The organism is Candidatus Symbiopectobacterium sp. NZEC127 (assembly GCF_025962675.1).
Taxonomy (GTDB): domain Bacteria; phylum Pseudomonadota; class Gammaproteobacteria; order Enterobacterales; family Enterobacteriaceae; genus Symbiopectobacterium.
This window is the reverse complement of the sequence record NZ_JAGFPG010000006.1, coordinates 241714-266534: the sequence shown is the minus strand read 5'-3', so window position 1 is coordinate 266534 and position 24821 is coordinate 241714. Positions and strand designations below refer to the sequence as shown.

General features: G+C 55.5%; 22 protein-coding genes. 5 read left to right on the top strand and 17 right to left on the bottom strand.

Annotated features, from left to right (window positions below):
* Positions 1-57: 57 nt before the first annotated feature.
* Positions 58-1080: a LacI family DNA-binding transcriptional regulator gene (locus J5069_RS20010; RefSeq protein WP_264645506.1), complete on the bottom strand. Its 1023-nt coding sequence runs from the start codon at positions 1078-1080 to the stop codon at positions 58-60.
* Between the two features lie 294 nt (positions 1081-1374).
* On the opposite strand from J5069_RS20010, the gene J5069_RS20005 reads away from it, so the two are divergent.
* Positions 1375-2562 (top strand): L-talarate/galactarate dehydratase, encoded by a 1188-nt coding sequence (locus J5069_RS20005; protein ID WP_264645505.1) that lies wholly within the window; start codon positions 1375-1377, stop codon positions 2560-2562.
* A 134-nt stretch (positions 2563-2696) separates the two neighbouring features.
* On the opposite strand, the gene fre is transcribed toward J5069_RS20005, so the two are convergent.
* A complete protein-coding gene (fre, locus tag J5069_RS20000) occupies positions 2697-3398 on the bottom strand; it encodes an NAD(P)H-flavin reductase (protein WP_264645504.1) in 702 nt (233 codons plus the stop codon).
* A gap of 54 nt (positions 3399-3452) precedes the next feature.
* Positions 3453-4940 carry a 4-hydroxy-3-polyprenylbenzoate decarboxylase gene (gene ubiD / locus J5069_RS19995; protein WP_264645503.1) on the bottom strand — a complete coding sequence of 496 codons (1488 nt, stop codon included), beginning with the start codon at positions 4938-4940 and terminating at the stop codon, positions 3453-3455.
* Between the two features lie 147 nt (positions 4941-5087).
* Here ubiD and rfaH point away from each other — a divergent pair, with 147 nt between their 5' ends.
* Positions 5088-5576, top strand: coding sequence for a transcription/translation regulatory transformer protein RfaH (gene rfaH / locus J5069_RS19990; RefSeq protein WP_264645502.1), 489 nt, complete (start codon positions 5088-5090; stop codon positions 5574-5576).
* A gap of 81 nt (positions 5577-5657) precedes the next feature.
* Here rfaH and hemB read toward each other — a convergent pair whose 3' ends face one another.
* From hemB to argC, 12 genes are all read right to left on the bottom strand, one after another.
* A complete protein-coding gene (gene hemB, locus J5069_RS19985; protein WP_264645501.1) occupies positions 5658-6680 on the bottom strand; it encodes a porphobilinogen synthase in 1023 nt (340 codons plus the stop codon).
* A 15-nt stretch (positions 6681-6695) separates the two neighbouring features.
* Positions 6696-7478 carry a 3'-5' ssDNA/RNA exonuclease TatD gene (tatD, locus tag J5069_RS19980; RefSeq protein WP_264645500.1) on the bottom strand — a complete coding sequence of 261 codons (783 nt, stop codon included), beginning with the start codon at positions 7476-7478 and terminating at the stop codon, positions 6696-6698.
* Between the two features lie 108 nt (positions 7479-7586).
* Positions 7587-8375 (bottom strand): Sec-independent protein translocase subunit TatC, encoded by a 789-nt coding sequence (gene tatC / locus J5069_RS19975; RefSeq protein ID WP_264645499.1) that lies wholly within the window; start codon positions 8373-8375, stop codon positions 7587-7589.
* Positions 8376-8378: 3 nt separating this feature from the next.
* A complete protein-coding gene (tatB, locus tag J5069_RS19970) occupies positions 8379-9008 on the bottom strand; it encodes a Sec-independent protein translocase protein TatB (protein WP_264645498.1) in 630 nt (209 codons plus the stop codon).
* Between the two features lie 3 nt (positions 9009-9011).
* Positions 9012-9293, bottom strand: a complete 282-nt coding sequence (tatA, locus tag J5069_RS19965) for a Sec-independent protein translocase subunit TatA (protein WP_195316054.1) — start codon at positions 9291-9293, stop codon at positions 9012-9014.
* A 240-nt stretch (positions 9294-9533) separates the two neighbouring features.
* Positions 9534-11177 (bottom strand): ubiquinone biosynthesis regulatory protein kinase UbiB, encoded by a 1644-nt coding sequence (gene ubiB, locus J5069_RS19960; RefSeq protein WP_264645497.1) that lies wholly within the window; start codon positions 11175-11177, stop codon positions 9534-9536.
* Positions 11174-11782, bottom strand: a complete 609-nt coding sequence (ubiJ, locus tag J5069_RS19955; protein WP_264645496.1) for a ubiquinone biosynthesis protein UbiJ — start codon at positions 11780-11782, stop codon at positions 11174-11176. The genes ubiB and ubiJ overlap by 4 nt, the downstream gene beginning before the upstream one ends.
* 24 nt (positions 11783-11806) lie before the next feature.
* Complete coding sequence (ubiE, locus tag J5069_RS19950) at positions 11807-12562, bottom strand: bifunctional demethylmenaquinone methyltransferase/2-methoxy-6-polyprenyl-1,4-benzoquinol methylase UbiE (protein WP_264645495.1); 756 nt, start codon at positions 12560-12562, stop codon at positions 11807-11809.
* Positions 12563-12825: 263 nt separating this feature from the next.
* A complete protein-coding gene (rmuC, locus tag J5069_RS19945) occupies positions 12826-14376 on the bottom strand; it encodes a DNA recombination protein RmuC (RefSeq protein WP_264645494.1) in 1551 nt (516 codons plus the stop codon).
* A gap of 215 nt (positions 14377-14591) precedes the next feature.
* On the bottom strand, positions 14592-15962 hold the full coding sequence (gene argH, locus J5069_RS19940; protein ID WP_264645526.1) for an argininosuccinate lyase: 1371 nt from the start codon (positions 15960-15962) through the stop codon (positions 14592-14594).
* Positions 15963-16071: 109 nt separating this feature from the next.
* Positions 16072-16845: an acetylglutamate kinase gene (gene argB, locus J5069_RS19935; RefSeq protein ID WP_264645493.1), complete on the bottom strand. Its 774-nt coding sequence runs from the start codon at positions 16843-16845 to the stop codon at positions 16072-16074.
* Positions 16846-16867: 22 nt separating this feature from the next.
* Positions 16868-17872, bottom strand: coding sequence for an N-acetyl-gamma-glutamyl-phosphate reductase (gene argC, locus J5069_RS19930; RefSeq protein WP_264645492.1), 1005 nt, complete (start codon positions 17870-17872; stop codon positions 16868-16870).
* A 270-nt stretch (positions 17873-18142) separates the two neighbouring features.
* Here argC and argE point away from each other — a divergent pair, with 270 nt between their 5' ends.
* Positions 18143-19291 carry an acetylornithine deacetylase gene (argE, locus tag J5069_RS19925; RefSeq protein WP_264645491.1) on the top strand — a complete coding sequence of 383 codons (1149 nt, stop codon included), beginning with the start codon at positions 18143-18145 and terminating at the stop codon, positions 19289-19291.
* A 235-nt stretch (positions 19292-19526) separates the two neighbouring features.
* Positions 19527-22175: a phosphoenolpyruvate carboxylase gene (ppc, locus tag J5069_RS19920; RefSeq protein ID WP_264645490.1), complete on the top strand. Its 2649-nt coding sequence runs from the start codon at positions 19527-19529 to the stop codon at positions 22173-22175.
* Positions 22176-22236: 61 nt separating this feature from the next.
* Here the strand turns inward: ppc and J5069_RS19915 are convergent, their stop codons facing one another.
* The gene (locus tag J5069_RS19915) at positions 22237-23022 is read right to left on the bottom strand and encodes a tyrosine-protein phosphatase (protein ID WP_264645489.1); all 786 of its coding nucleotides are present in this window, start codon (positions 23020-23022) and stop codon (positions 22237-22239) included.
* 28 nt (positions 23023-23050) lie between these two features.
* Positions 23051-23818, bottom strand: a complete 768-nt coding sequence (udp, locus tag J5069_RS19910) for a uridine phosphorylase (RefSeq protein WP_264645488.1) — start codon at positions 23816-23818, stop codon at positions 23051-23053.
* Positions 23819-23990: 172 nt separating this feature from the next.
* On the opposite strand from udp, the gene J5069_RS19905 reads away from it, so the two are divergent.
* Positions 23991-24818: a dienelactone hydrolase family protein gene (locus tag J5069_RS19905; RefSeq protein WP_264645487.1), complete on the top strand. Its 828-nt coding sequence runs from the start codon at positions 23991-23993 to the stop codon at positions 24816-24818.
* The last annotated feature ends 3 nt before the right edge of the window (positions 24819-24821 follow it).

Here is a 24821-nt window from a genome sequence, read left to right as displayed (position 1 = left end):
TTTGCCAACGCGCACGTCGGAGCGGTTATCTCTCCGGCGTGGCGCGGAGCACATTCACTAGGCGGAATCGCGCTCAATCAGGGTAAAACCGATATCGATAATCGGGCTTTCCGTGCTTTTTCCTTCAATCTTGTCAGCAAGCAGCGTGGCAGCCTCTTTGCCCATCTTCCAACTGTCGACGCCCAGCGTCGAGATCGACGGCACGTTATGCGCCGCAAACGCCAAATCGCCAAATCCCATGACGGCCAGTTGCTGCGGCACCGCTACGCCTTGCGCTGTCGCTTCCATGATCGCGCCCTGCGCCAGGGTATCAGAGCTACAGACTATTGCCTCCAACGGCTCACCTTGCGCCAATAGCTGGCGTAGCCCACTGCGCCCCGCCGCCATCGAGGCGGGTAACGGCACAATGACTTCACTCAGCGCGCAGTCGGTTTGGCGCGCTAAAGCATCATATAAACCGTTCTTTCGCTGCGCCGCACGCCGATCCGCGGCCCAAATCAAACCGAAACGCCGATGGCCTTTACCCAGCAGATAGTCTGCTGCGGCAAAGCCAATCTTCTCATGGGAAAAGCCAATCAGCATATCCAGCGGGGTTGGCGTCAAATCCCAAATCTCGACCACCGGAATCTGCGCATTGAGGATGATTTTGCGCAATTCCGGCGTGTGATGAATACCGGTCAACACCACCCCATCAGGGCGACGTGACAATAATGTGGCCACAATTTCCGCTTCTGTTTCATCGGAATATCCCGCCACGCAGAGCAGCATATGATAGCCGCGCGCGTCCAGCTCATCACTGATAGCCTGAATGGTATCGACAAACATGGCGTTGTTGATCTGCGGCACCACCACGGCAATAAGCTTGCTGCGGCGAGAGGCCAACCCTCCGGCCAGCAGGTTGGGGATATAGCCGGTAATGCGCACCGCCTCCATCACCTTGTCGATGGTTGCCGCCTTCACCAGCTTGGGCGTGTTCAACGCCCGGCTTACCGTCATTGGCGACAGCCCAGATGCTCTGGCGACATCCTCGAGTGTAGGCGTACGCGGTTGGCTACCCTTGGCGCGTTTATCGCTTTTCAATGACGTGTTTCCTTATCAACGGTCAGACTTCCGGCGTTGGCATTATCCTGAATAGTGGCACGGTTTTCCACTCACCTGCCCGGTAGGCAGGATCTTTTCCATAAAATGATTGCGCTATCATTTAAACGATACCCGTAATATCAATACCAACGCCCCCCTCACAACTCACAGGCTATTACACAGCGACACGGCTTAATTTGTGATCCATTATACAAAAACAACGCGTAATAATAGCGCCGACAACAGGTTCGATCTAAAAATGTTAGCGCAATCATTTTATTTCAGGATGCCATCATGACCCTACACGCCAATTCAGATGCCGTAAGCTACGCCAAAACTGCACACACCCCGACAGCAGCCGAGACAGGGGATCGTATTGAACAGGTGAAGATCTCCTTAGCCTTTTTACCGCTGGCAACCCCGGTGAGTGATGCCAAAGTGCTGACGGGACGCCAAAAGCCATTAACGGAAGTCGCGATCATATTCGCTGAAATCCGCACCCGGGATGGCTTTGAGGGCGTGGGGTTCAGCTATTCCAAACGCGCGGGGGGTCAGGGTATTTACGCGCATGCCAAGGAAATTGCCGATAATCTGCTCGGCGAAGACCCTAACGATATCGACAAAATCTACACCAAACTGCTGTGGGCCGGTGCTTCCGTAGGGCGCAGCGGGATGGCGGTACAGGCGATCTCCCCGATTGATATTGCGCTGTGGGACATGAAGGCCAAACGCGCCAAATTACCGCTGGCCAAGCTACTGGGCGCACATCGCGATTCGGTGCAGTGCTATAACACCTCGGGCGGTTTCCTGCATACGCCGCTCGATCAGGTGCTAAAAAACGTGGTGATTTCCCGCGAAAATGGCATTGGCGGCATTAAAATCAAAGTCGGGCAACCGAACACCGCCGAAGATATTCGCCGCCTCACCGCCGTGCGTCAGGCGTTGGGCGATGACTTCCCGTTAATGGTCGATGCCAATCAGCAATGGGATCGTGAAACCGCGATCCGTATGGGCAGGAAAATGGAGGCGTTCAATCTGGTGTGGATTGAGGAACCGCTGGATGCTTATGACGTAGAGGGCCATGCGGCGCTGGCAACCGCGCTGGACACCCCGATCGCCACCGGCGAAATGCTGACCAGTTTCCGAGAACACGAGCAACTGATCCTCGGCAACGCCTGCGACTTCGTTCAGCCAGACGCACCACGCGTTGGCGGCGTGACGCCGTTTTTGAAAATCATGGATCTGGCGGCCAAACACGGTAAGAAACTGGCACCGCACTTCGCGATGGAAGTACACCTGCACCTCGCCGCTGCCTACCCTATCGAGCCCTGGCTGGAACACTTTGAATGGCTGAATCCGCTGTTTAACGAACAGCTTGAATTGCGCGATGGCCGGATGTGGGTCTCTGACCGTGCGGGGTTGGGCTTCACCATCAGCGAACAGGCGCGGCGCTGGACGGTACAAACCTGTGAATTCAAGTAATCGGTAGCGCATCACGTTGCGGCTGGTGCGGGTCTGCCTGGTCACAACGCAAGATGCTTTGGTGCACCTTTGGCACACGTGCTGTTTCCACCCGTTGATGAACTCCGTCGGAAACAGCTCGTTTTTTAACACACTTAAATGAAGGAGAAGGCGTCGCTATACAGGTGGTCAATCAGCGCACCGCGCTCGTTACAGAAGCGCTCGCGGGCAATTTTAGCCATTTCAAAGCGACCGGCGATATAGATATCGTGGCCTGACAGTGTGCCGTAATCCTGTAATACCGCACTGAGCACCGTACCCGTTCTGCCGTGCCACTCCTGTTCCGGTTGCTCAACCACAGGAATAACCTGCAAATGAGCATATTGGCTCGCCAGCGTCTGTAGCTCGTTCAAATCATACAGGTGCTTAATCTCCCGGCCACCCCAGTAGATCGCGACCTCGCGCTCGGGTTGATGCGCCAGCACCGTCAGCAGGATAGAGCGCGCATAAGAGAACCCCGTACCGCCCGCAATCAGGATCAGCGGACGATCGCTCTCTTCGCGCAGCCAGGCCTCACCGTGGGGGATATCCACCGTCAGCGCGCGCTCTTTCAGAATACGATCCATCACCGCCATCGCATACAAGTTCAGCTCTGAGGCCCCCACGTGCAGTTCGATAAACTGCTGTTCCATCGGCGTTGATGCCATCGAGAACGGGCGCTTATCACGCTCATCCATTACCACCATCAAATACTGACCGGCACGGAAAGAGAAAGGGGCTTCCGGCAACAAACGTACCCGATAAACCGTATCCGTTATCGCCTCTACGGATGTCACTTTACAGCTCAATGTTGTCATGCATTCCCTCTAAGGGTGATAAAAGCAAAACGAATAACAGCGGCACACCCTACATCAAGCACGCGGCGGGCTGTCGTTAAAAATGGCAAGCTCATCCCAGATAGCATCGATACGGGCACACACCTCAGGATCTTTCTTGATGGGGTGCCCCCACTCGCGCTGAGTTTCGCCGGGCCACTTATTGGTGGCATCCAGTCCCATTTTGGAACCCAGCCCCGACACCGGCGACGCGAAATCCAGATAGTCTATCGGCGTATTTTCCATCAGTACCGTATCCCGTGCCGGGTCCATACGGGTGGTAATGGCCCAGATCACATCTTTCCAGTCACGGGCATTGATGTCGTCATCGCAGACAATGACAAACTTGGTATACATAAACTGGCGCAGGAAAGACCATACGCCCATCATCACCCGTTTGGCATGACCCGCGTACTGTTTTTTCATAGTGACTACCGCCAGACGATAGGAGCACCCTTCTGGCGGCAGGTAAAAATCGACAATTTCCGGGAACTGCTTTTGCAAAATCGGCACGAACACTTCATTCAACGCCACCCCCAGCACAGCAGGCTCATCCGGCGGACGTCCGGTATAGGTTGAGTGGTAAATGGCATCCTGACGCTGCGTGACATGCGTGACGGTAAACACCGGGAAGTTGTCGACTTCGTTGTAATAGCCGGTGTGATCGCCATACGGCCCTTCCGCCGCCATTTCTCCCGGTTCAATGTACCCTTCCAGCACAATTTCCGCGCTGGCGGGCACTTCCAAATCGTTGGAGAGGCATTTCACCACTTCGGTTTTATAACCGCGCAGCAGCCCGGCAAAGGCGTATTCGGAAAGCGTATCTGGCACCGGCGTTACCGCACCAAGGATAGTCGCCGGATCGGCACCGAGCGCGACAGACACCGGGAAGCGTTGACCGGGGTTTTCCTGACACCACTCCTGGAAATCCAACGCGCCGCCGCGATGAGATAACCACCGCATGATCAGCTTGTTTTTACCGAGCACCTGCTGGCGATAAATACCGATATTCTGACGCGCCTTGTGCGGCCCGCGCGTAACCGTTAAGCCCCAGGTGATCAAGGGTGCGGCGTCTTCCGGCCAGCACTGCATCACAGGAATACGGGTCAGATCGACGTCTTCCCCTGACCAAACCTGCTCCTGGCAAGGCGCCGATGACAGCCGTTTGGTGGGCATATTGAGCACCTGACGGAATTTGGGCATGTTTTCCATCAGGTCGCGGAATCCTTTGGGCGGCTCAGGCTCTTTCAAAAAGGCCAGCAGCTTGCCGACATCACGCAGCGCCGCCACGCTATCCTGTCCCATGCCCATTGCCACCCGCTCCGGGGTGCCGAACAGGTTGCACAGCACAGGCATGGTATAACCGGTGGGATTTTCAAACAGCAACGCCGGACCACCCGCACGCAGCGTTCTGTCGGCAATCTCCGTCATTTCCAAATGGGGGCTGACAGGGTGGCGAATGCGTTTCAGTTCTCCCTTCTGTTCCAGAAGCGCGAGAAATTCACGTAAATCACGATATTTCATGCTGATTGTCAATGCAGTCTGGGAAAACGACATTATAAGGTTTCTTGCCAATTCTGTCGCTTCTTCGTGCCGCTATTTATCCGCACAGGGTTTTGTTATGCTTCCCGGCAATGTTCATCGACTGACAGATCATCGACACAACACATTATGGAAGCCTGGTATTTATTGTATTGCAAACGTGGGCAGCTGCTGCGCGCCAAGGAACACCTTGAACGCCAGGCCGTTAACTGCCTGAGCCCGATGATCAAAATGGAAAAAGTCGTGCGGGGAAAACGCGCGGAAGTCAGCGAGCCACTGTTTCCCAACTACCTGTTTATTGAGTTCGATCCCGAACGCATCCATACCACCACGATTGCCGCAACACGGGGCGTCAGCCATTTTATCCGTTTCGGCGCTCTGCCTGCCGTCATCCCCGTGAGTGTGATTACCGAACTGGCGCAACACCCGGTGCAGATAATTCACGATCCACAAACGCCGTATCCTGGGGACACCGTGCTGATTACCGAAGGGGTGTTTACCGGACTACAGGCGATTTACAGTGAACCTGATGGTGAAGCCCGCTCCATGCTGCTGCTCAATTTTCTTAACAAGCAGGTGCCGCAAAGCCTCGATAATCGCCAGTTCAAGAAGCTATAGTCCACCGTACCTGATAAAAGAAACGCCGCCGGTGAGAGCACTCACGGGCGGCGAACGGATAGGGCTGAACGAAGGAGACGATTAGCGGGAAAGCTGTTCGTCACGCAGCCATTGTGCAACCTGCTTGGCAAAATAGGTCAGCACGCCGTCTGCCCCTGCGCGCTTGAAGCACAGCAGTGATTCCATCACCAACGGCTGCTCCTGAAGCCAGCCGTTGCGAATGGCCGCCATGTGCATGGCATACTCGCCGGAAACCTGATAGGCAAAGGTCGGCACGCCAAACGTTTCTTTAACCCGATGCAGCACATCCAGATAAGGCATACCGGGTTTCACCATCACCATGTCCGCGCCTTCCTGCAAATCCTGAGCCACTTCCTGCAAGGCTTCATCCCCGTTAGCCGGGTCCATCTGATAGGTTTTTTTGTTACCGCCTTTCAGATTGCTTGCCGAGCCGACCGCGTCGCGGAAAGGCCCATAGTAGCAAGAGGCGTATTTTGCCGAGTACGCCATGATCTGGGTGTTTACCAGATGTTGCGCTTCCAGCTCAGCGCGAATGGCACCAATGCGCCCATCCATCATGTCGCTTGGTGCAACGATTTCTGCGCCCGCTTGAGCATGACACAGCGCCTGACGCACCAGAACGGCTTTGGTGATGTCATTAATCACATAGCCGTCTTCATCAATAATGCCGTCTTGCCCGTGTGTGGTATAGGGATCCAGGGCAACGTCCGTCAGCAGCCCCAGCTCCGGCACCGCGTCTTTGAGCGTGCGAATCACACGGGGCATCAGCCCTTCGGGGTTGTAGGCTTCCTCGGCATTCAGCGACTTTTTATCGGTATCGATCACCGGGAACAGTGAGAGTACCGGGATACCCAGCTTGGCGAGCTCTTCCGCTTCTTTCACCAGAAGATCCAGCGTCACACGATACACGCCCGGCATCGAAGGCACTTCCTGACGCTGATTTTTGCCTTCCATCACAAACACGGGATAAATCAGGTCATTGACCGTCAACTGATTTTCAGCGACAAGGCGACGGCTGAAATCATGACGGCGTAAACGGCGCAGGCGACGGCCAGGAAAAGCGCCGGGAAAAACATTGCTCATAATTATTCTCCAGAATCATGGCAGCCGGAAAATCCGGCGTGCGTTTTCATCTACTTTTTGCCCCAACATACTGGCGTCTTCATCGCGCCAGACAGCAACTTGCTGAACGATATGCGGCAAAAAGCAGGGTTCATTACGCCGGGATGCAGGTTTTGGTGATAAATCCCGGGGTAACAAATAGGGAGCGTCTGTTTCCAACAACAGGCGATCGATGGGAATCTGTTTTAGCAGATGGCGAAGTGCAATTCCGCGCCGTTCATCGCATACCCAACCGGTGATGCCTATCGACAGTCCAAGGCGCAAGCACTCATCCAGTTCCTGTTCGGTCCCCGTGAAACAGTGCAGCACCGCTCCCGGCAGCTTATCCAGCCAGGGAGAGAGTAGCGCGATAAAACGCGCATGGGCGTCACGGCAATGCAGAAAGACGGGTAACGCCAGCTCTGCGGCCAACGCTAACTGCGCGGTAAAGGCGTGTTCCTGCTGATCGGGCGTTGAGAAATTGCGATTAAAATCCAGCCCACACTCGCCCAGCGCCACAACGGCTGGCTGTTGTGCCAACTGCGAAATCTGCTCCGCCACCGCCGTCGACCAACTGCTGGCATCATGGGGATGCACGCCCGCCGTCGACCAGCAATAATCTGGGTATTCCTGTGCCAGCGCCAGCGCCTGTTCACTTTCATGCAGGTTGGTTCCGGTGATGATCATCCCGCTCACCGCAAGCGCCTGAGCACGCTCAATGACCAGAGCACGGTCGTGAGCAAATTGGCTATTGGTCAGATTGACGCCGATATCAAACATGGACATTCCTGAATGGGTAATGACATTCCCGCACTGGCGAGCGTGTCCGGAAGGGAGGCGGATGTAATCGGGAGGAAATCCCCGCCTAGGCGGGGATCACAACAGGATTCAGGACGACGGGCCTTCTTTGCTCTCTTCTGCCTCTGCCTCGCGTTCTTCTGCATCAACCTGACGGCGACCTTTCCCCACGTAAAAACGCGAGCAGAACAGGCCGACTTCAAACAACAGGTACATCGGAATCGCCAACAAGGTCTGCGAGAACACGTCCGGTGGCGTCAACAACATACCGACAACGAAGGCTCCGACCAGCACATAAGGCCGCTTCTTCTTCAAATCTTCCGTGTTGGTCACGCCGCTCCAGCACAGCAGTACAATGGCAATCGGTACCTGGAAAGAGACACCAAACGCCATAAACAGCGCCATCACGAAATCGAGGTAGTTGTTGATATCGGTGGCGATTTGTACACCCTGCGGCGCTGTCTTGGCAAAAAAGCTAAACGCCAGTGGGAACACCACAAAGTAGGCAAATGCCATCCCCGCGTAGAACAGCAGGCTGCTGGAGAACAGCAACGGCATCATCAGGCGACGTTCATGTTTGTACAGCGCCGGGGCGATAAACGCCCAGACTTGATACAACACCAGTGGTGCAGCGACAAACACCGACACGATCATCGTCAGTTTAATCGGCGTAAAGAACGGAGAGGCCACGTCGGTGGCAATCATACTGGCCCCGGCGGGCAGTTGCTCAATAAGCGGTGCCGAGACAATCTGATAGATATCGTTAGCAAAAAAAACCAGCACGACAAATACGCCCAGCACACAAAGAATGCTGTTTAACAGGCGTTTGCGAAGCTCAATCAGGTGACTGATTAACGGTTGTGTATCTTCAACGGCCATAGACTAGCGTTCATCAGCAGAGGGTTGGGAAGGCGCGACAGCCGAGGCAGGCGCTACGCGCTTATTGGGTACATCATCGTTCGGTGCCACGGCAGCGACAGTCGGCGTTTTTTCAGGCACAACCGTTGCAGAAGGCGCTTCTGGTGAGCTATCCACTGCCGCAGGCGGTGCCACATCGATAAGGGATGAGGGTGACGCAACGGCGGCTTGATCGACAGACGGTAACGCGGCTGGCGAAGACGCCTGTTCGGCGCTGAGAACCCCATCATGAGCCGCTTCAGCATCCGCCAGCGGTTTATGTGGCACCTCACCCAACTGCGCAGTGGCGCTGTCACCGGGTTTCGCATAACCGCGTCGCATGGCATCCGCCGCTTCTTTGAGTTCGTCCATAGAGGCTTTCAGCTCTGGGGAAAGGTTTTTCAGGCTAGCCTGCTCCACCTTCTTCAAACTGTCCTGCAACTCTTGCAACTTCAACTCTTGGGTCAGCTCATTTTGCACCGTAGACGCCAGCGAGCGCAGCGTTCTGACCCAACCAGCAATCGTTTTAACCGCAACGGGCAGGCGTTCAGGCCCGAGAACCACCAGGCCGATCACCATTACGAGCATCAGCTCACCAAATCCGATATCAAACACCGATTATACCTGCTCTTTATGCTGGCTCTTCGTTTCTTCTGATTTTGCGTCAGCCTGTTGTTCCGTGATGGACTTCGTCGCGAAATCGGCATCCTGCTGTGTTTTTTCATTCTGGTTGGCAGATGCGCTGTCAGCGGACGAGGGTTGGTCATCGCTGATGGCTTTTTTAAAGCCTTTAATCGATGCGCCCAAATCGGAGCCTAGCGTTCTCAGCTTGTTAGTACCGAACAGCAGTACCACGATCACCGCGATGATCAACAAGTTCCAAATACTAATACCACCCATACCAATTACCTCTTTTCTACAAAGGGGAGTTATCCATCATCTTTCACACCGCAAACAGTCGTGCGTGCATTTTGTCCAAAAACGAGTCACCGCGCGTTATTCTTGCCCAGCGAATGCATGCCCAGAGGATGCGCCCGGTTTACGTTTCCTGCAACGCCTTTTTCCTGCGGCGGAAAGGCATATAAGGTCAAAGCCGTGACTATTATATACGGCTATTAATAGCGCCTGTCATGATCTGCTTCAACGTGTACGACGCCAACCAATGACCCAGCTCACAACACCAGCGGCCATTAACCCCGCCGACATCACTTCCGGGAGATCCTGACGCCCCACCAACATCAGTAACCCAGCCAGTAGTAGCGTCGCACCTATACCCAATAAATAGTGGGACTGGCTTTGTCGTACTCGCTGCAAACGCAACTCGTCGGTCAAGTGCAAGACGCTTTGCCGCAACTGTCGATGCTGCCGCAAACCATCGTAAATCAACTCGGGAATTTCCGGCAATTTTTCCGCCCAAAACGGCGCTTTTTCTTTCAATCCGCGAATCAGAGCGGCAACCCCCATCTGATCTTTCAGCCACGACTCTAGAAAAGGCTTGGCCGTTTTCCATAAATCCAACTGAGGATAAAGCTGGCGGCCTACTCCCTCAACGTATAGCAGCGTCTTTTGCAGCAAGACCAACTGCGGCTGCACTTCCATGTTGAAGCGGCGCGCCGTGTTGAACAAGTTTAATAACACATGTCCAAAGGAAATCTCTGCCAATGGCTTTTCAAAAATGGGTTCGCACACGGTACGAATCGCAAATTCAAACTCTTCAACATTGGTGTCGGCAGGCACCCAGCCGGAATCCACATGCAGTTCAGCAACGCGGCGATAGTCGCGGTTGAAAAAGGCAATGAAGTTTTCGGCCAAATAGCGCTTATCTTCCTTGTTCAGCGACCCGACGATGCCACAATCGATACCGATATATTGCGGATCTTCCGGGTGTTCTTCGCTGATAAAGATATTGCCCGGATGCATATCGGCATGGAAGAAGCTGTCGCGGAACACCTGAGTAAAGAACACCTGCACGCCACGCTCCGCCAGCAGCGGCATATTGGTACCGTTGGCTTTCAGCGCCTCAACGTCTGAGACCGGAATACCGTAGATACGCTCCATGACCAACATGTTTTCCCTGCAATAATCTGAATAAATTTCAGGAATATACAGCATCGGACTGCCGTCAAAGTTACGGCGCAATTGAATGGCATTCGCGGCTTCACGCAGCAGGTTTAATTCATCAAGCAGGGTTTTCTCGTACTCGCGCACTACCTCACGCGGGCGCAGACGCCGCCCATCCGGCAACAGCATCGGCAGCCAGCCCGCCAAACGGTTCATCAGCCGCATATCCGCCTTGATGACGGGGAGGATATCAGGACGAATCACCTTGATAACCACTTCTTGGCCGTTGGTTTTGAGCCGCGCGGTATGCACCTGTGCGATGGACGCAGAAGCCAGCGGCACTATCTCAAAATCATCAAACCAGCTTTCGAGTGGAATGCCACCCATGGAGAGTTCGATCTGTTCACGGGCCAGTTTGCCGTCAAAAGGATCGACGCGATCCTGAAGGATAGCGAGTTGATCGGCAATCTCTGGTGGAAAAAGATCGCGCCGCGTAGACATCATCTGGCCGAACTTGATCCACACCGGGCCCAATTCCTGCAACGCCAGACGCAGGCGCTCACCAAGCAGTTTGTCCTTATGGCGGTTTGGCATCCAGAACAGGAATTTTCGCCAGATACGCAGCGGTAAGGTAATGCGTAAATGCGGGATAAGCTCATCGAGCCCATAGCTCAACATGACGCGAATAATGTGGTAAAGGCGCAGCAGTTCACTTGGCGTCATGAGGCGGACTCCAGTTTCGCCAGGCGTGCCGCCAGCGTATCGACGTCATTACTCAACGCGGCCACTTCATCATACCACCAGGCCGCTTCTAAACGCCCCGGTGCAAGCCGCCACTCTTCCGTGACAGTTTCCGCCAAATAGCGCCGCTGGCGATCAAATAAACGGCTCGCACCGCGAAACGCCCCTTGCACCGTCTGACCAATGCCTTGAGCAACAACATCGCCCGTGTAGGGCGCAAGCCACTCTGCGGGATCGCACTCTGCCAAATCCAACAGATTGACAACGTGTTGGACAACTTGCATATCCCCTTCAATCACCAGTTCACCGCTACGCATCAGCGATGAAAGCTGCTGGCGATCGCGCAACGTGAGCAGTGCGGGTATCCGGGTGTCTAACTGACAATCCGCCGTATCAGCCCACTGGCTCACCACGTCAACGCGGTGCTCGCCAAAGACCAATACCAGCGGCACCGGCAGTTCTGCTAACACGATTTTGAGCGTTTTTCCCTGTAGTCGCTGGCGCGCCGCTTTCAAGCTACGTTCGCGAAAAAGCAGGCTATTTAACGCCGTTTCCAGCGTGGCCGTCAGCACAGACGTTATCAGCATCAGCGTTTCCCACTATAAAACAACTTAAAATTTGAACCCACGGTGTAACGCGACAATGCCTCCCGTGAGGTTGAAGTAGTTTACACTGTCAAAGCCCGCCTCCACCATCATGCCCTTAAGCGTTTCCTGATCAGGATGCATACGTATCGACTCCGCCAAATAGCGATAGCTGCCCGCATCTTTGGTCACCATATCACCAATGCGCGGCAAGACATGGAATGAATAGAAATCATAGACTTTGCTGAGCGGTTTCAACATCGGTTTGGAAAATTCCAGCACCAGCAAGCGGCCGCCGGGCTTCAGGACGCGGAACATGGAGCGCAGCGCTTTGTCTTTATCCGTCACGTTGCGTAAACCGAAAGAAATGGTGATGCAGTCAAAATAGTTATCCGGGAAGGGCAGCGCCTCCGCATTGGCCTGCACATAGCTGACGTTATCAATAATCCCCAGATTGCGGAGCTTTTCGCGTCCCACTTTCAGCATGGAAGCATTGATATCGGCCAGCACCACTTCCCCCGCTTCGCCGACCAGGCGTGAGAATTTAGCCGTTAAATCCCCCGTTCCGCCCGCCAGATCCAGCACCCGCTGGTCGCGTCGGACACCGCTGCACTCAATGGTAAATCGTTTCCAGGCACGATGAATCCCGAAGGACATCAAATCGTTCATCAGGTCATATTTTCCCGCTACTGAGTGAAATACGCCCGCTACCATGGCCTCTTTATCGTTCTTGTCGACAGTGCGAAAACCAAAATGCGTGGTTTTCTCCGGTTCGTTCGTCATGTTCTTCGCCCTACTTTTCCAAATCAGAATTGTGGTCAATCCCCTTTGCGCACTATCGGCTGCACTCGCCGCTCACATTGCGCTGTCGAGCGTTATGCGCAACACGAGCTTGGCGTGTCTGTGCGCGTTTCGCATCAACAATCGAAGAGGAACATCGAATTTTGAAACTACCCCTTAATGGGGAGAGTGTAACAGACCAGGCTTAAAAACCCACCGCTCTGATGCACTGAATAAAGTTGTAAAACGCGAACATTCGTGACGCATCATCGTTGATTCGATGTGCTTGCAGGTTGTTCTCCGCCGGGAGGGACCTCGGTTTGCATTGTTTCAGGCTGCTGAGACAGCCGCCCTTGTTCCTCGTCAGCCTCGGCAGAAAGCACCGCTTGCTCCGCCACGTTGGGGTTTATGGTACGCTTAACCTCAACACCAAGGGAACGGAAACCTTCTACCTGGGCTATCAGATTACCGCGCCCGGAGGCCAGTTTATTCATGGCCTGCCGATAGCTGGCCTGTGACTTATCCAGGCTTTGTCCCAACGCCGACATATCTTCAACGAAGAGACGCAGTTTATCGTACAGCCGAGAGGCACGATCGGCGATCTGTTGTGCATTGCGGCTTTGCTGTTCATAACGCCACAGATTGGTGATGGTACGTAACGCGACGAGCAGCGTGGTGGGACTAACCAACATGATGTTATGTTGCAGGGCTTCGCTGATCAATTCTGGATGGCGGTCGATAGCAACCAGAAACGCAGGCTCCACGGGGATAAACATCAGCACATAGTCCAACGAGCGCAGCCCCGGCAATTGCTGGTAATCTTTATTACTCAGCAGTCGGATATGCCCGCGCACGGAGGCGATATGCTCGTTGAGCGCGCTGGCGCGTTCCCCGTCATCTTCACTATTAAAGTAGCGCTCATAGGCCACCAGCGACATCTTGGCATCAATCACCACATCTTTGCCCTGTGGGAGGCGGACGATCACATCCGGCTGCATGCGCCCGTTTGCGCCCGTCTGAATACTGACCTGCGTTTGGTATTCATGGCCTTCACGCAAGCCGGAAGCCTCAAGTACGCGTCCCAGCACCACTTCACCCCAGTTCCCCTGGGTTTTGTTATCACCTTTCAGGGCCTTGGTCAGGTTGACCGCCTCTCGCGCCATTTGCACGTTGAGTTGCTGCAACTGACGAATTTCATGCGCCAGAGTATGGCGCTCACGCGCTTCACTACCAAACCCTTCCTGAACCTGACGACGGAAACCGTCCAGTTGTTCGCGCAGCGGCGCCAGCAGTTTATCGAGGCTCTGTTGATTTTGCTCACCCACTCGGCGACCGCTGTGCTCAAAAATCCGGTTAGCCAGATTTTCAAACTGCGTCGTCAGGCGTTGTTCGCTGTTGATTAACAGGCGCTGTTTTTCCTCCGCGGCGAGGCGGGTTTCTTCCAAACGGATGGTCACTTCACGCAGCTCTGCTTCCTGCGCACCGTTTGCTTCGCGCAGCGCGCGCAGCTCCTGGTTGAGTTGGTTGCACTCCTCTTGCAACCGGGCCATGACCAGCAGCTTTTCCTGATGGGCGGTGAGTTTACCGTGCATCAGACGCAGCTCCATATCATCCTGACGCCGACGTTGTTCGTCCTTATCACGCGCGAGCTGAAGTTCACGTACCACGCTTTGCGCCTGCTGTAACGCTTGTTCTTGTATACGTTGTTCCGTTTCTTGCCGGGCGCGGCGCTGCTGATAACGCAGGCTGGCAACAAGCCATCCCGCCAGCACCCCGACCGCCCCGCCGCCTACGCCGTAAAAGAGGGTGATATCCACGTCGCATTCCTTTCGTTGTCGCCACTGTCCGTCAAGGTAAAGTGATACTGTATGTATGTCCAGAAAGAATAGCGCAGGCCAGCGCGAAGCGGCATCGTTGTCGGCAGCGAAATGGTTAAAATGCGAGGCGGTTTGCGTTATGGCTTATCGCCATTGGCTAAATAAAAAAGGGCCGGAAATCCGGCCCTGATACAGATGACATCGCGTTATTGGTATTACAGACGCCCTTTGGCATCGGTAATCGCCTGCGCGACCTGTTGTGGTGACACACCACCTTTGGCAGCGCGCTTTTCCAGACAAGATTGCAGCGACAGGATGGGATACACGTCATCGCCAATGGTGGCGCTGAATTTCTGCAAATCCACCAGCGGCAATGCTTCCAGCGGTTTACCCTGCCGAATGGCTTCCACCACTGCCTCACCAACGATGTGATGCGCTTCGCGGAACGGAACGCCTTTCGCCACCAGATAATCGGCCAACTCGGTCGCGTTCGCGTAGCCCTGCTGCGCCGCTTCCTGGCAGCGCGGACGGCGAACCTGAATGCCTTCCAGCACCAGTGCCGCCATCATCAGGCAGTCATGCCAGGTGTCGAGCGCATCGAACAGCCCTTCTTTGTCTTCCTGCATGTCTTTGTTGTACGCCAGTGGCAAACCTTTGAGCGTCATCATCATGCCGGTCAGCGCGCCTTGCACCCGACCCGATTTACCGCGGATCAGTTCCAGCGCATCCGGATTTTTCTTTTGCGGCATCAGAGAGGAGCCGGAGGTTACACGATCGGACAGCTCAACGAACCCGGATTCACCGCTGTTGAAGAAGATCAGATCTTCGGCAAAGCGCGACAGGTGCACCATGCCGATCGAGGCATTAGAGAGCAGTTCCAGTACATGATCGCGATCTGACACCGTATCCAGACTGTTACGCGTGGCAGACGCAAAACCCAGCCAGCCCGCCAGTTGCTCACGATCGATAGGATAGGCCGTCCCAGCTAACGCGCCGCAGCCCAGTGGACTGACGTCGAGGCGTTTTAGCGTATCTTCCAGGCGGCTTTCGTCGCGTGCCAGCATTTCATGGTAGGCCAGACACCAGTGGGCAAAGGTCACCGGTTGGGCGCGCTGCAAATGGGTGTAACCCGGCATCACCGCATCCTGATTCACCTCTGCGGTAGCCACCAACGCGGCGCGCAGTTGGCGCACGGCCAGTTGCAGTTCGCCGATTTGTGCCTTGCACCAGAGTTTAAGATCGGTGGCAACCTGATCGTTACGGCTGCGACCGGTGTGGAGCTTTTTACCCAGATCGCCCACTTTGTCGATCAGCTTCTGCTCTACCCAGCTATGAATATCTTCGGCGTCGCTTTGCAGAATCTGTTCCGGGTCGGCTTGCACCTCGGCCAGCAGCGCGTTCAGCGCCTGCTCTAGCTGCTGCTGTTCCTGCGCGCTGAGTACGTTGACCGTCACCAGCGCTTTTGACCAGCCGATAGAGCCGACGATATCTTGCTCCGCCAGACGGTAATCAAACCGCAGCGAGTCATTAAATTGTTTGAACCGCTGATCTGCCGCCTGACTGAAACGACCGCCCCACAACGCCATAACCGATACTCCCAAAATGTGCTTCAATGTCTTGTAACCATGCGGGCGAACCCGCATGCTCGCTTCCGTTACCGTTCGGCCAACGGAAATGCCTTACAGATTAACAGATTTACGCCTGAATCCGCGTGCCAATCGGCGTGCCGTTAAACAGCGCGGGCAGTTGATCGGCATGACGCCAGCTGGCGATATCTACCGGGCGACCCAACGCGCGAGCGGCATCCAGCGCCGCGTTGACTTTAACGATCATGCCGTCGGTAATAATCCCTTGCGCAATCAGCTGTTCCGCTTTCTGCGCGGTCATTTCAGCGATGCGTTGGCCTTTGCCATCAAGGATACCGCTCACGTCCGACAGCAGAATCAAATCGGCACCCAGCGTCTCTGCGAGCGCGGTTGCGGCCTGATCGGCGTTAACGTTCATCAAATCACCTTGTTCGGTGATGCCGATGGAACTGACGATTGGCAGATACCCGGCGCTTAGCAGCGCATTGGGCAGATCGGCGGAACCCGCCTGTGCTTTGCCCACGTAACCCAGGGATTCATCCAACTGCGTTACCGTAGTCATGCCGCCATCCGCCAGACACAGACCCACCGCGTTGATGGCGTGTTTCTTCGCCCAGGCCAGCAGCGTTTTGTTGGCCGAACCTGCCAGCGCACCGGTGATGATGTCGATCTGATCCGCCGGTGTAACGCGCAGCCCGTTTTTCTTCACCACGGGTAACGCCAGTTTTTTCATCAGGTCATCCACCAGGCAGCCGCCGCCGTGCACAATGACCAGCGGGCGCTGGTATTGCTCACGATAGGCAACCAGCGCCGTAAACAGACGCTCCAGCGCTTCTTCGCTGTCCAGTAACACACCGCCCAGTTTGATAATTAACGGATTCATCGCTTTCGTGCCTCAGGATTTGTCAGAGCAAAGATTGGGTTTCAGGGAAACCGAAACGAATATTCAGGCACTGTACAGCTTGCGCCGCCGCACCTTTAAGCAGGTTGTCTTCCGTGGCGACCACAATCAGGTGCTCGTCCTGTACGGAGAAACCGATATCGCAAAACGGCAAGCCAACAACCGATTTTAGCGCCGGAACCCCGTTATCGTAGAGGCGCACCAGCGGTTTGTCGTGATAAGCATTGTGGTAGGCTTCCGCTACATCCTGCGCACTGACGCCCGGTTTCAGGCGGCAGGTAATGGTCGCCAGAATCCCACGTGCGAAATTCCCCAGATGCGGCGTGAAGATAACCGGGATACCCAGGTGGGTCGCAATTTCGGGTTGATGGCGGTGATTGAACACGCCATAGGGTTGCAGGCTCACCTCGCAGAAGCTGCTGGTGAGTGAGGCTTTACGCCCGGCGCCGCTCACGCCGCTAACCGCATTGATAACCGGCCACTGGTCGGTGTTAAGCAGTTGCGCATCCACCAGCGGTTTCAGTGCCAACTGTGACGCCGTCGGATAACAACCGGGGACGGCAATCAGCTGCGCTTGCTTCACGCGCTCCGCCTGAAACTCTGCCAGGCCGTACACCGCCTGCGCCAGCCAGTCAGCGTGTTGATGCTCGAAACCGTAATAGCGGCGATAAAATTCAGCATCCTGCACGCGAAACGCGCCGGAGAGATCGAACACCACGCAGCCTGCGGCCAGAAACACCGGCGCAAGATCGTGGCTCACTTTGTGGTCGGTCGCCAGAAACACCACATCGATGCCTTTGGCGGCTTCGGCGGCATCCGTCAACGCCTGCACCGGCAAATCGATGATGCCTTTCAGTTGAGGGTGCAGGTCAGAAATGCGTTTGCCCGCATCAACGCTCTGCGCGGATACCGCAAGTGCGGTGAGGTTCATCTGAGGATGACGATTCAGATAAAGTGCAAGTTCAGCGCCAGTATAACCGCTTGCACCAACAATCAACGTATTCAGCATGGGATCTGCATACCTTCCACTAAAATGATGTAAACAATGCATCGTTAAAAACAGTATCGTTAAAAACAATGTTGTTAAAACAATGTCGTTAAAACAGGGTATCTACAAAACGCCAAACCCGCTAACGGTATTCGACCGGTGCAGGTGTAGACTATCAGGCAATGTCTCATTGAAGGGATCGAAACAGTTTCCTTTCGCTACGCGTTATTGTATTTTTATTCATAATAAATGCATGAATATTGATACTATCCTAACATAAGGCTGTCAACAGTGAAGATGAATTTACCCCCATTTATTGAGCTGTATCGGGCGTTGATCGCGACGCCTTCCATCAGCGCCACCGATCAGGCGCTCGATCAGAGCAATGAAGCATTAATCAATCTGCTCGCCGGGTGGTTTGCTGATTTGGGCTTTCACGTTGAGGTGCAGCCGGTGCCCGGTACACGGCATAAATTCAATCTGCTGGCGCGCATCGGCCAAGGTCAGGGCGGCTTATTGTTGGCCGGGCACACCGATACGGTGCCGTTTGATGATGGCCGCTGGACGCGCGATCCCTTTACCCTGACAGAACACGATAACAAGCTTTATGGGCTGGGCACGGCGGATATGAAAGGCTTCTTCGCCTTTATTCTGGATGCGCTGCGCGATATCGACCCGGCAACACTGACCAAACCGATTTACGTGCTGGCGACCGCCGATGAAGAGACCACCATGGCGGGTGCTAAATATTTCTCTGAATCTACGCAAATACGCCCCGATTGCGCCATCATCGGTGAGCCAACCTCGTTGCAACCGATTCGCGCCCATAAAGGCCATATGTCAAACGCGGTGCGGATTCAGGGACAATCCGGCCATTCGAGCGATCCTTCGCGCGGCGTAAATGCCATCGAACTGATGCACGATGCCATCTCCCACCTGATGGTGTTGCGCAATACGCTGCAAACCCGTTATCACAACGCGGCGTTCCATATCCCCTATCCGACCATGAATTTCGGCCACATCCACGGTGGCGATGCAGCCAACCGCATTTGTGCCTGCTGTGAGTTGCATATGGATATTCGCCCGCTTCCGGGATTGACGCTGAACGATTTGAACGGTCTGGTGACGGAAGCGCTGGCACCGGTGAGTGAGCGTTGGCCGGGACGCGTCAGCGTCAGCGAACTGCACCCGCCGATCCCCGGCTATGAGTGCCCGGTGGATCATGCCTTGGTGGGTGTGATTGAGAAATTACTGGGTGTGCCCACGGATGTAGTGAACTATTGCACCGAAGCACCGTTTATCCAGACGCTGTGCCCGACGCTGGTACTCGGCCCCGGTTCGATTGAACAGGCCCACCAGCCGGATGAATATCTCGACACCGCATTCATCGCCCCAACGCATAAATTGATCACCCAGATGGTGCAACATTTCTGCCGGTAAACGCGAAAGCAGGGGCGTAATAAGCGCCCCTAATCTGCGCATGGATGTAATTAAATTTCACCGATTGCCAATCCCACACGAAAGCAGGTACAACAACAGAGGGGTAAAACCGGCAGGGTGATAAAACAACCAATCGTCAATTGACGAATCCCGCCGGGCGTGGCTAGATGAAGGCAGCGTTTTGCGTCTTTCTATGAAACAAACTTACAAAAAATAGAGATGGGTCAGGGTAAATATGAACGAACAATATTCCGCGATGCGAAGTAATGTGAGCATGCTGGGTAAACTTCTTGGTGACACCATCAAGGATGCATTAGGAGAGAGTATTCTTGATAAGGTCGAGACGATCCGTAAGCTGTCAAAATCGTCCCGCGCAGGCAATGAAAAGCATCGTCAGGAGCTGTTGAACACGCTGCAAAATCTCTCCAATGAGGAGTTGCTCCCGGTCGCGCGCGCCTTCAGCCAGTTTCTTAATCTGACCAACACCGCAGAGCAATATCACTCTATTTCGCCGCACGGCGAAGCGGCCAGCAACCCGGAAATTTTATCTCAGGCGTTCGATCGCCTGAAAGCGCAGGCACACTTAAGCGAACGCGATATTCGTGACGCGGTGGAGACGCTCTCCATTGAGCTGGTGCTGACCGCACACCCGACAGAAATCACCCGTCGCACGCTGATTCATAAGCTGGTTGAAGTTAACACCTGCCTGAAACAGCTCGATCACAACGATCTGGCAGACTATGAACGCAACCAGATCATGCGCCGTCTGCGCCAGTTGATCGCCCAGTCTTGGCACACGGATGAAATCCGTAAGATCCGCCCAACGCCCGTAGACGAAGCCAAATGGGGCTTCGCCGTGGTGGAAAACAGCCTGTGGGAAGGGGTGCCCGCCTTCTTGCGCGAGCTGGATGAGCAGTTGGAAAAATCTTTTGGTTTCCGCCTGCCGGTGGATTCTGTCCCCGTGCGCTTTACCTCCTGGATGGGCGGCGACCGCGACGGCAACCCGAACGTAACCGCCAAAATCACCCGTCACGTCCTGCTGCTGAGCCGTTGGAAAGCCGCAGACCTGTTTTTACGTGATATTCAGGTGCTGGTGTCCGAGCTTTCCATGTCGGAATGCACACCGGAACTGCGTGAGCGTGCCGGTATCGCAGAAGGGGAAGAGGTTCAGGAACCTTACCGCGTTATTATGAAATCCCTGCGTGCGCAGCTTAACGCGACCCTGACTTACCTTGAGGGCAGCCTGAAAGGCGAGCGTACGCTGCGTCCGCACGATCTGCTGGAACACAACGAACAGCTGTGGGAACCGCTGCACGCGTGCTACCAATCGCTGCATGCCTGTGGCATGGGCATCATCGCCGATGGCCAACTGCTCGATACCCTGCGCCGCGTGCGCTGCTTCGGGGTGCCATTGGTACGTATCGATGCGCGTCAGGAAAGCACGCGCCACACCGAAGCGCTGGCGGAAATCACCCGTTACCTTGGGCTGGGCGACTACGAAAGCTGGTCTGAATCCGACAAACAGGCGTTCCTGATCCGAGAATTGAGTTCCAAACGTCCTCTGCTGCCCCGTCAGTGGGAACCGAGCGCAGAAACCAAGGAAGTGCTGGATACCTGCCAGGTGATCGCGGAAGCGCCGCAGGGCTCTATCGCCGCGTACGTTATCTCCATGGCGCGCACGCCGTCCGACGTGCTGGCCGTGCACCTGCTGTTAAAAGAAGCGGGCTGCCCCTTCGCCTTGCCGGTCGCTCCGCTGTTTGAAACGCTGGATGACCTGAACAACGCCGACGATGTGATGAAGCAACTGCTGGGTATCGACTGGTATCGCGGCTTTATCCAGGGCAAGCAGATGGTGATGATTGGCTATTCCGACTCCGCTAAAGATGCGGGCGTGATGGCGGCTTCCTGGGCGCAGTATCGCGCGCAGGACGCGCTGATCAAAACCTGCGAGAAAGCAGGCATTGCGCTTACGCTGTTCCACGGTCGCGGTGGCTCCATCGGTCGCGGTGGTGCACCGGCTCACGCCGCCCTGCTGTCACAACCGCCGGGCAGCCTGAAAGGTGGCCTGCGCGTGACCGAACAGGGTGAAATGATCCGCTTCAAGTTCGGCTTACCGGAAGTGACCATCAGCAGTTTGTCGCTCTATACCGGCGCTATCCTTGAGGCCAACCTGCTGCCGCCGCCAGAACCGAAACCGGAATGGCACGACATCATGGATGAACTTTCTCGCGTGTCTTGCGATATGTATCGCGGCTATGTGCGTGAGAATCCAGACTTTGTTCCCTACTTCCGCGCCGCAACGCCGGAGCTGGAACTGGGCAAACTGCCGCTCGGTTCACGCCCGGCGAAACGCCGTCCTAACGGTGGGGTAGAAAGCCTGCGCGCCATTCCGTGGATTTTTGCCTGGACGCAAAACCGCCTGATGCTGCCAGCCTGGCTGGGCGCGGGCGCTGCGTTGCAAAAAATCGTGGAAAATGGGCAGCAGAAAGCGCTGGAAACCATGTGCCGCGACTGGCCGTTCTTCTCTACGCGTATCGGGATGCTGGAAATGGTGTTCGCCAAAGCGGACCTGTGGCTGGCGGAATACTACGATCAGCGTCTGGTTGACGAAAAGCTGTGGCCGTTGGGCAAAGAGCTGCGCGACCAGTTGGCGGCAGATATCAACGTGGTGCTACGGATTTCCAACGATGACCATCTAATGGCAGATTTGCCGTGGATTGCGGAGTCTATCGCGCTGCGTAACGTCTATACCGACCCGTTAAACGTGCTGCAAGCCGAGTTGTTACACCGTTCGCGTGAGCATGAGAACCCCAGCCCGGAAGTAGAACTGGCGCTGATGGTGACCATTGCAGGCGTGGCGGCCGGTATGCGTAACACAGGCTAACCGCAACGCCCCTCTCTTCCCGCCTCGCACTGAGGCGGGATACCGTCTTCGTTTTACCTATCTAGTCAACCAGATACTTACGCTGCAACTGGTAGCGCGCGTCATCGTCCAGCCCGTAGTCCGTCGCCAGCCAGCGGTTTATCGATCCATAGCGTTCTTTGATGGTTCGCAGTGCGGTCGCCAGAAACGCTTCCTGAACCGAGAGCACAAAGGAGAATTGCGACAGCGCTTTCTCATTCAGCGTATCGGCCAGCGATGTCAGCAGTTGCGTGCGGAAAGGCGCAAGGGTGATATCCGTGACCAGGTAGTCTTCCATCACCGTCTTTTCATCCACGCCGAGCGCAAACAACACCAGCGCGGAGCCGATGCCGGTGCGATCTTTGCCAACGGCACAGTGCTGCACCAACGCCCCCTCTTCTGGCCTCTGCAACAGGGCAACCAGTTGACGATAAGCGGGATTATTGAAGGGCAAACGCCGATAAAGCTCCAGCATAAAGGCCTGCGAGTCAAACGCAGAGAGCTGCTCTGAACCCAACGACTCCAGACTGGCGGTGACCTCGTGGCGAATCGGGTTGGCGGGGCACGTGTGATACTGTGCGCCTTCCCACAGGATATCGGGCTTGGCCGCCGCTTCATCCGGATCGCGATAGTCAACCACATGCGATACGGGAACACCGGCCAGGTGCTCACAGTCAGCGGCACTGAGTTGATCCAACGAACCTGCACGGAACAGTTTGCGCGGGCGAATACGTTGCCCGTCTGCGGTACGCAATCCACCCAAATCACGAAAATTGATGCCGCCCTCTAATGCCAGCAGAGAGGGATGGCGTGGTGCTGATGTTGTCATACAACTCCTTGCAATACGTGGCGAAAACTCAGGCACTCAATAACCGGCGTGCTGCATCCAGCACCACCTTAACGGCAGCGGTTTCCGCCAGCTTCATCGTCGCGACATCCGGCGTTTCCTGCTGGGTGCGGTTGACGATCACACCTGCGACCATGCCCGCCCGCAGACCCTGGCTGGAACACATGGTGAGCAACGTGGCCGATTCCATTTCATAATTCAACACGCCCATGCTTTGCCACTCTTGCATTGAGCCTTGAAAACGCCGCACGACGCGCCCAGAGTAGGTATCGTAGCGCTCTTGCCCCGGATAAAACGTATCCGACGAGGCGGTCACACCAATATGCAGCGGGAAACCGGAGGCCTTCGCGGCATCCACCAGCGCGGCGGTGCAGGTAAAATCGGCCACGGCCGGGTACTCCAGCGGCGCAAAGTGCAGGCTGGCACCGTCCAGACGCACGGCGGCCGTCGTCACCAGCACATCACCCACATTCATATCAGGCTGGATCGCCCCGGTGGTACCTACGCGCAGGAAGGTTCTCACACCCAATTGCGCCAACTCTTCTACCGCAATGGAGGTCGAAGGGCCGCCAATACCCGTGGAGCAGATCACCACCGGTTGTCCCGCAAGCGTCGCACGCCAGGTGGTAAATTCGCGGTGCGCGGCCAGAAACACAGGGTTATCCATCTCCCGCGCGATTTTTTCGACCCGTGCCGGATCGCCGGGCACAATGGCTAACGTCGCCCCTTGCAGCCCCTGTTTGGTTAACCCCAGGTGGAACACATCAGATTCAGACATACTCGTCTCCTCATCGTGGGCAAGATAGTAGCGTTACTATCCTAGCGCATCAGTGCCACAACAGCAGTGATATATCTCACTACCAAAAGAAACCAATACAGTGGTATACACTTATTAATTGCGCGTTGTCACACCAATAATCCCTTTTATGCTCAAGAGGAGAAAAACCACCATGAAAGAGGCCGAACCGCTGGAACTCCGACAATCCGATCGGGCAATGACCCGTGCCGTTGCGCCCCATGCCGAGTCAACGATCCTCACCGACAGCCAAGGGATTATCGCGGGTGAGACCACCATTCCGTCCCAAGGTGAACAGCTTCCCGCCTACCTCGCTAAACCGGCATCGGGCGACGGGCCTTACCCCATCGTTCTGGTGGTGCAGGAAATTTTTGGCGTGCATCAGCATATTCAGGATGTCTGCCGTCGGCTGGCTAAACAGGGTTATCTCGCCATCGCGCCAGAACTGTATTTCCGTCAGGGCGATCCGCATCAGTATGACGATATTCCGACCTTGCTGAGCGGATTGGTCAGCAAGGTGCCGGACGCACAGGTGCTGTTGGATCTCGATCGCGCAACCAATTGGGCCGTGCGACAGGGCGGTGATGCCAACAAAATTGGCATTACCGGTTTCTGTTGGGGCGGACGAATCAGTTGGCTGTATGCGGCGCATAATCCACAGCTGAAAGCCGCCGTTGCCTGGTACGGTAAATTCTCCGGTAACAAAACCCTGACCACGCCGAAACACCCGGTTGATGTCGCCGCCGATCTCAGTGCGCCGGTGCTCGGGTTATACGGCGCAGAAGACGGCAGTATCCCCTTCGATCAGGTAGAACTGATGCGACAGGCGCTACGCGCCGCCAACGCCACGGCCGAGATTGTGGTGTATCCCGAGGCGGGACACGCTTTCCATGCGGATTATCGCCCCAGCTATCATCAAGCGTCCGCTCAGGATGGCTGGCAGCGTATGCTGGCGTGGTTTGCGCAGTACGGTGTGAAATAGGCA

Bases quoted from the DNA above. Each gene is read 5' to 3' on its own strand.
- argB (WP_264645493.1), bottom strand. From the start codon at position 16,845: ATGAATCCGTTAATTATCAAACTGGGCGGTGTGTTACTGGACAGCGAA.
- argH (WP_264645526.1), bottom strand. From the start codon at position 15,962: ATGGCGTTGTGGGGCGGTCGTTTCAGTCAGGCGGCAGATCAGCGGTTC.
- tatC (WP_264645499.1), bottom strand. From the start codon at position 8,375: ATGGCCGTTGAAGATACACAACCGTTAATCAGTCACCTGATTGAGCTT.
- tatD (WP_264645500.1), bottom strand. From the start codon at position 7,478: ATGTTTGATATCGGCGTCAATCTGACCAATAGCCAATTTGCTCACGAC.
- fre (WP_264645504.1), bottom strand. From the start codon at position 3,398: ATGACAACATTGAGCTGTAAAGTGACATCCGTAGAGGCGATAACGGAT.
- J5069_RS20005 (WP_264645505.1), top strand. From the start codon at position 1,375: ATGACCCTACACGCCAATTCAGATGCCGTAAGCTACGCCAAAACTGCA.
- rfaH (WP_264645502.1), top strand. From the start codon at position 5,088: ATGGAAGCCTGGTATTTATTGTATTGCAAACGTGGGCAGCTGCTGCGC.
- ubiE (WP_264645495.1), bottom strand. From the start codon at position 12,562: ATGACGAACGAACCGGAGAAAACCACGCATTTTGGTTTTCGCACTGTC.
- J5069_RS19915 (WP_264645489.1), bottom strand. From the start codon at position 23,022: ATGACAACATCAGCACCACGCCATCCCTCTCTGCTGGCATTAGAGGGC.
- ubiJ (WP_264645496.1), bottom strand. From the start codon at position 11,782: ATGCTGATAACGTCTGTGCTGACGGCCACGCTGGAAACGGCGTTAAAT.
- J5069_RS19905 (WP_264645487.1), top strand. From the start codon at position 23,991: ATGAAAGAGGCCGAACCGCTGGAACTCCGACAATCCGATCGGGCAATG.
- tatA (WP_195316054.1), bottom strand. From the start codon at position 9,293: ATGGGTGGTATTAGTATTTGGAACTTGTTGATCATCGCGGTGATCGTG.
- udp (WP_264645488.1), bottom strand. From the start codon at position 23,818: ATGTCTGAATCTGATGTGTTCCACCTGGGGTTAACCAAACAGGGGCTG.
- ubiD (WP_264645503.1), bottom strand. From the start codon at position 4,940: ATGAAATATCGTGATTTACGTGAATTTCTCGCGCTTCTGGAACAGAAG.
- argC (WP_264645492.1), bottom strand. From the start codon at position 17,872: ATGCTGAATACGTTGATTGTTGGTGCAAGCGGTTATACTGGCGCTGAA.
- hemB (WP_264645501.1), bottom strand. From the start codon at position 6,680: ATGAGCAATGTTTTTCCCGGCGCTTTTCCTGGCCGTCGCCTGCGCCGT.
- ubiB (WP_264645497.1), bottom strand. From the start codon at position 11,177: ATGACGCCAAGTGAACTGCTGCGCCTTTACCACATTATTCGCGTCATG.
- ppc (WP_264645490.1), top strand. From the start codon at position 19,527: ATGAACGAACAATATTCCGCGATGCGAAGTAATGTGAGCATGCTGGGT.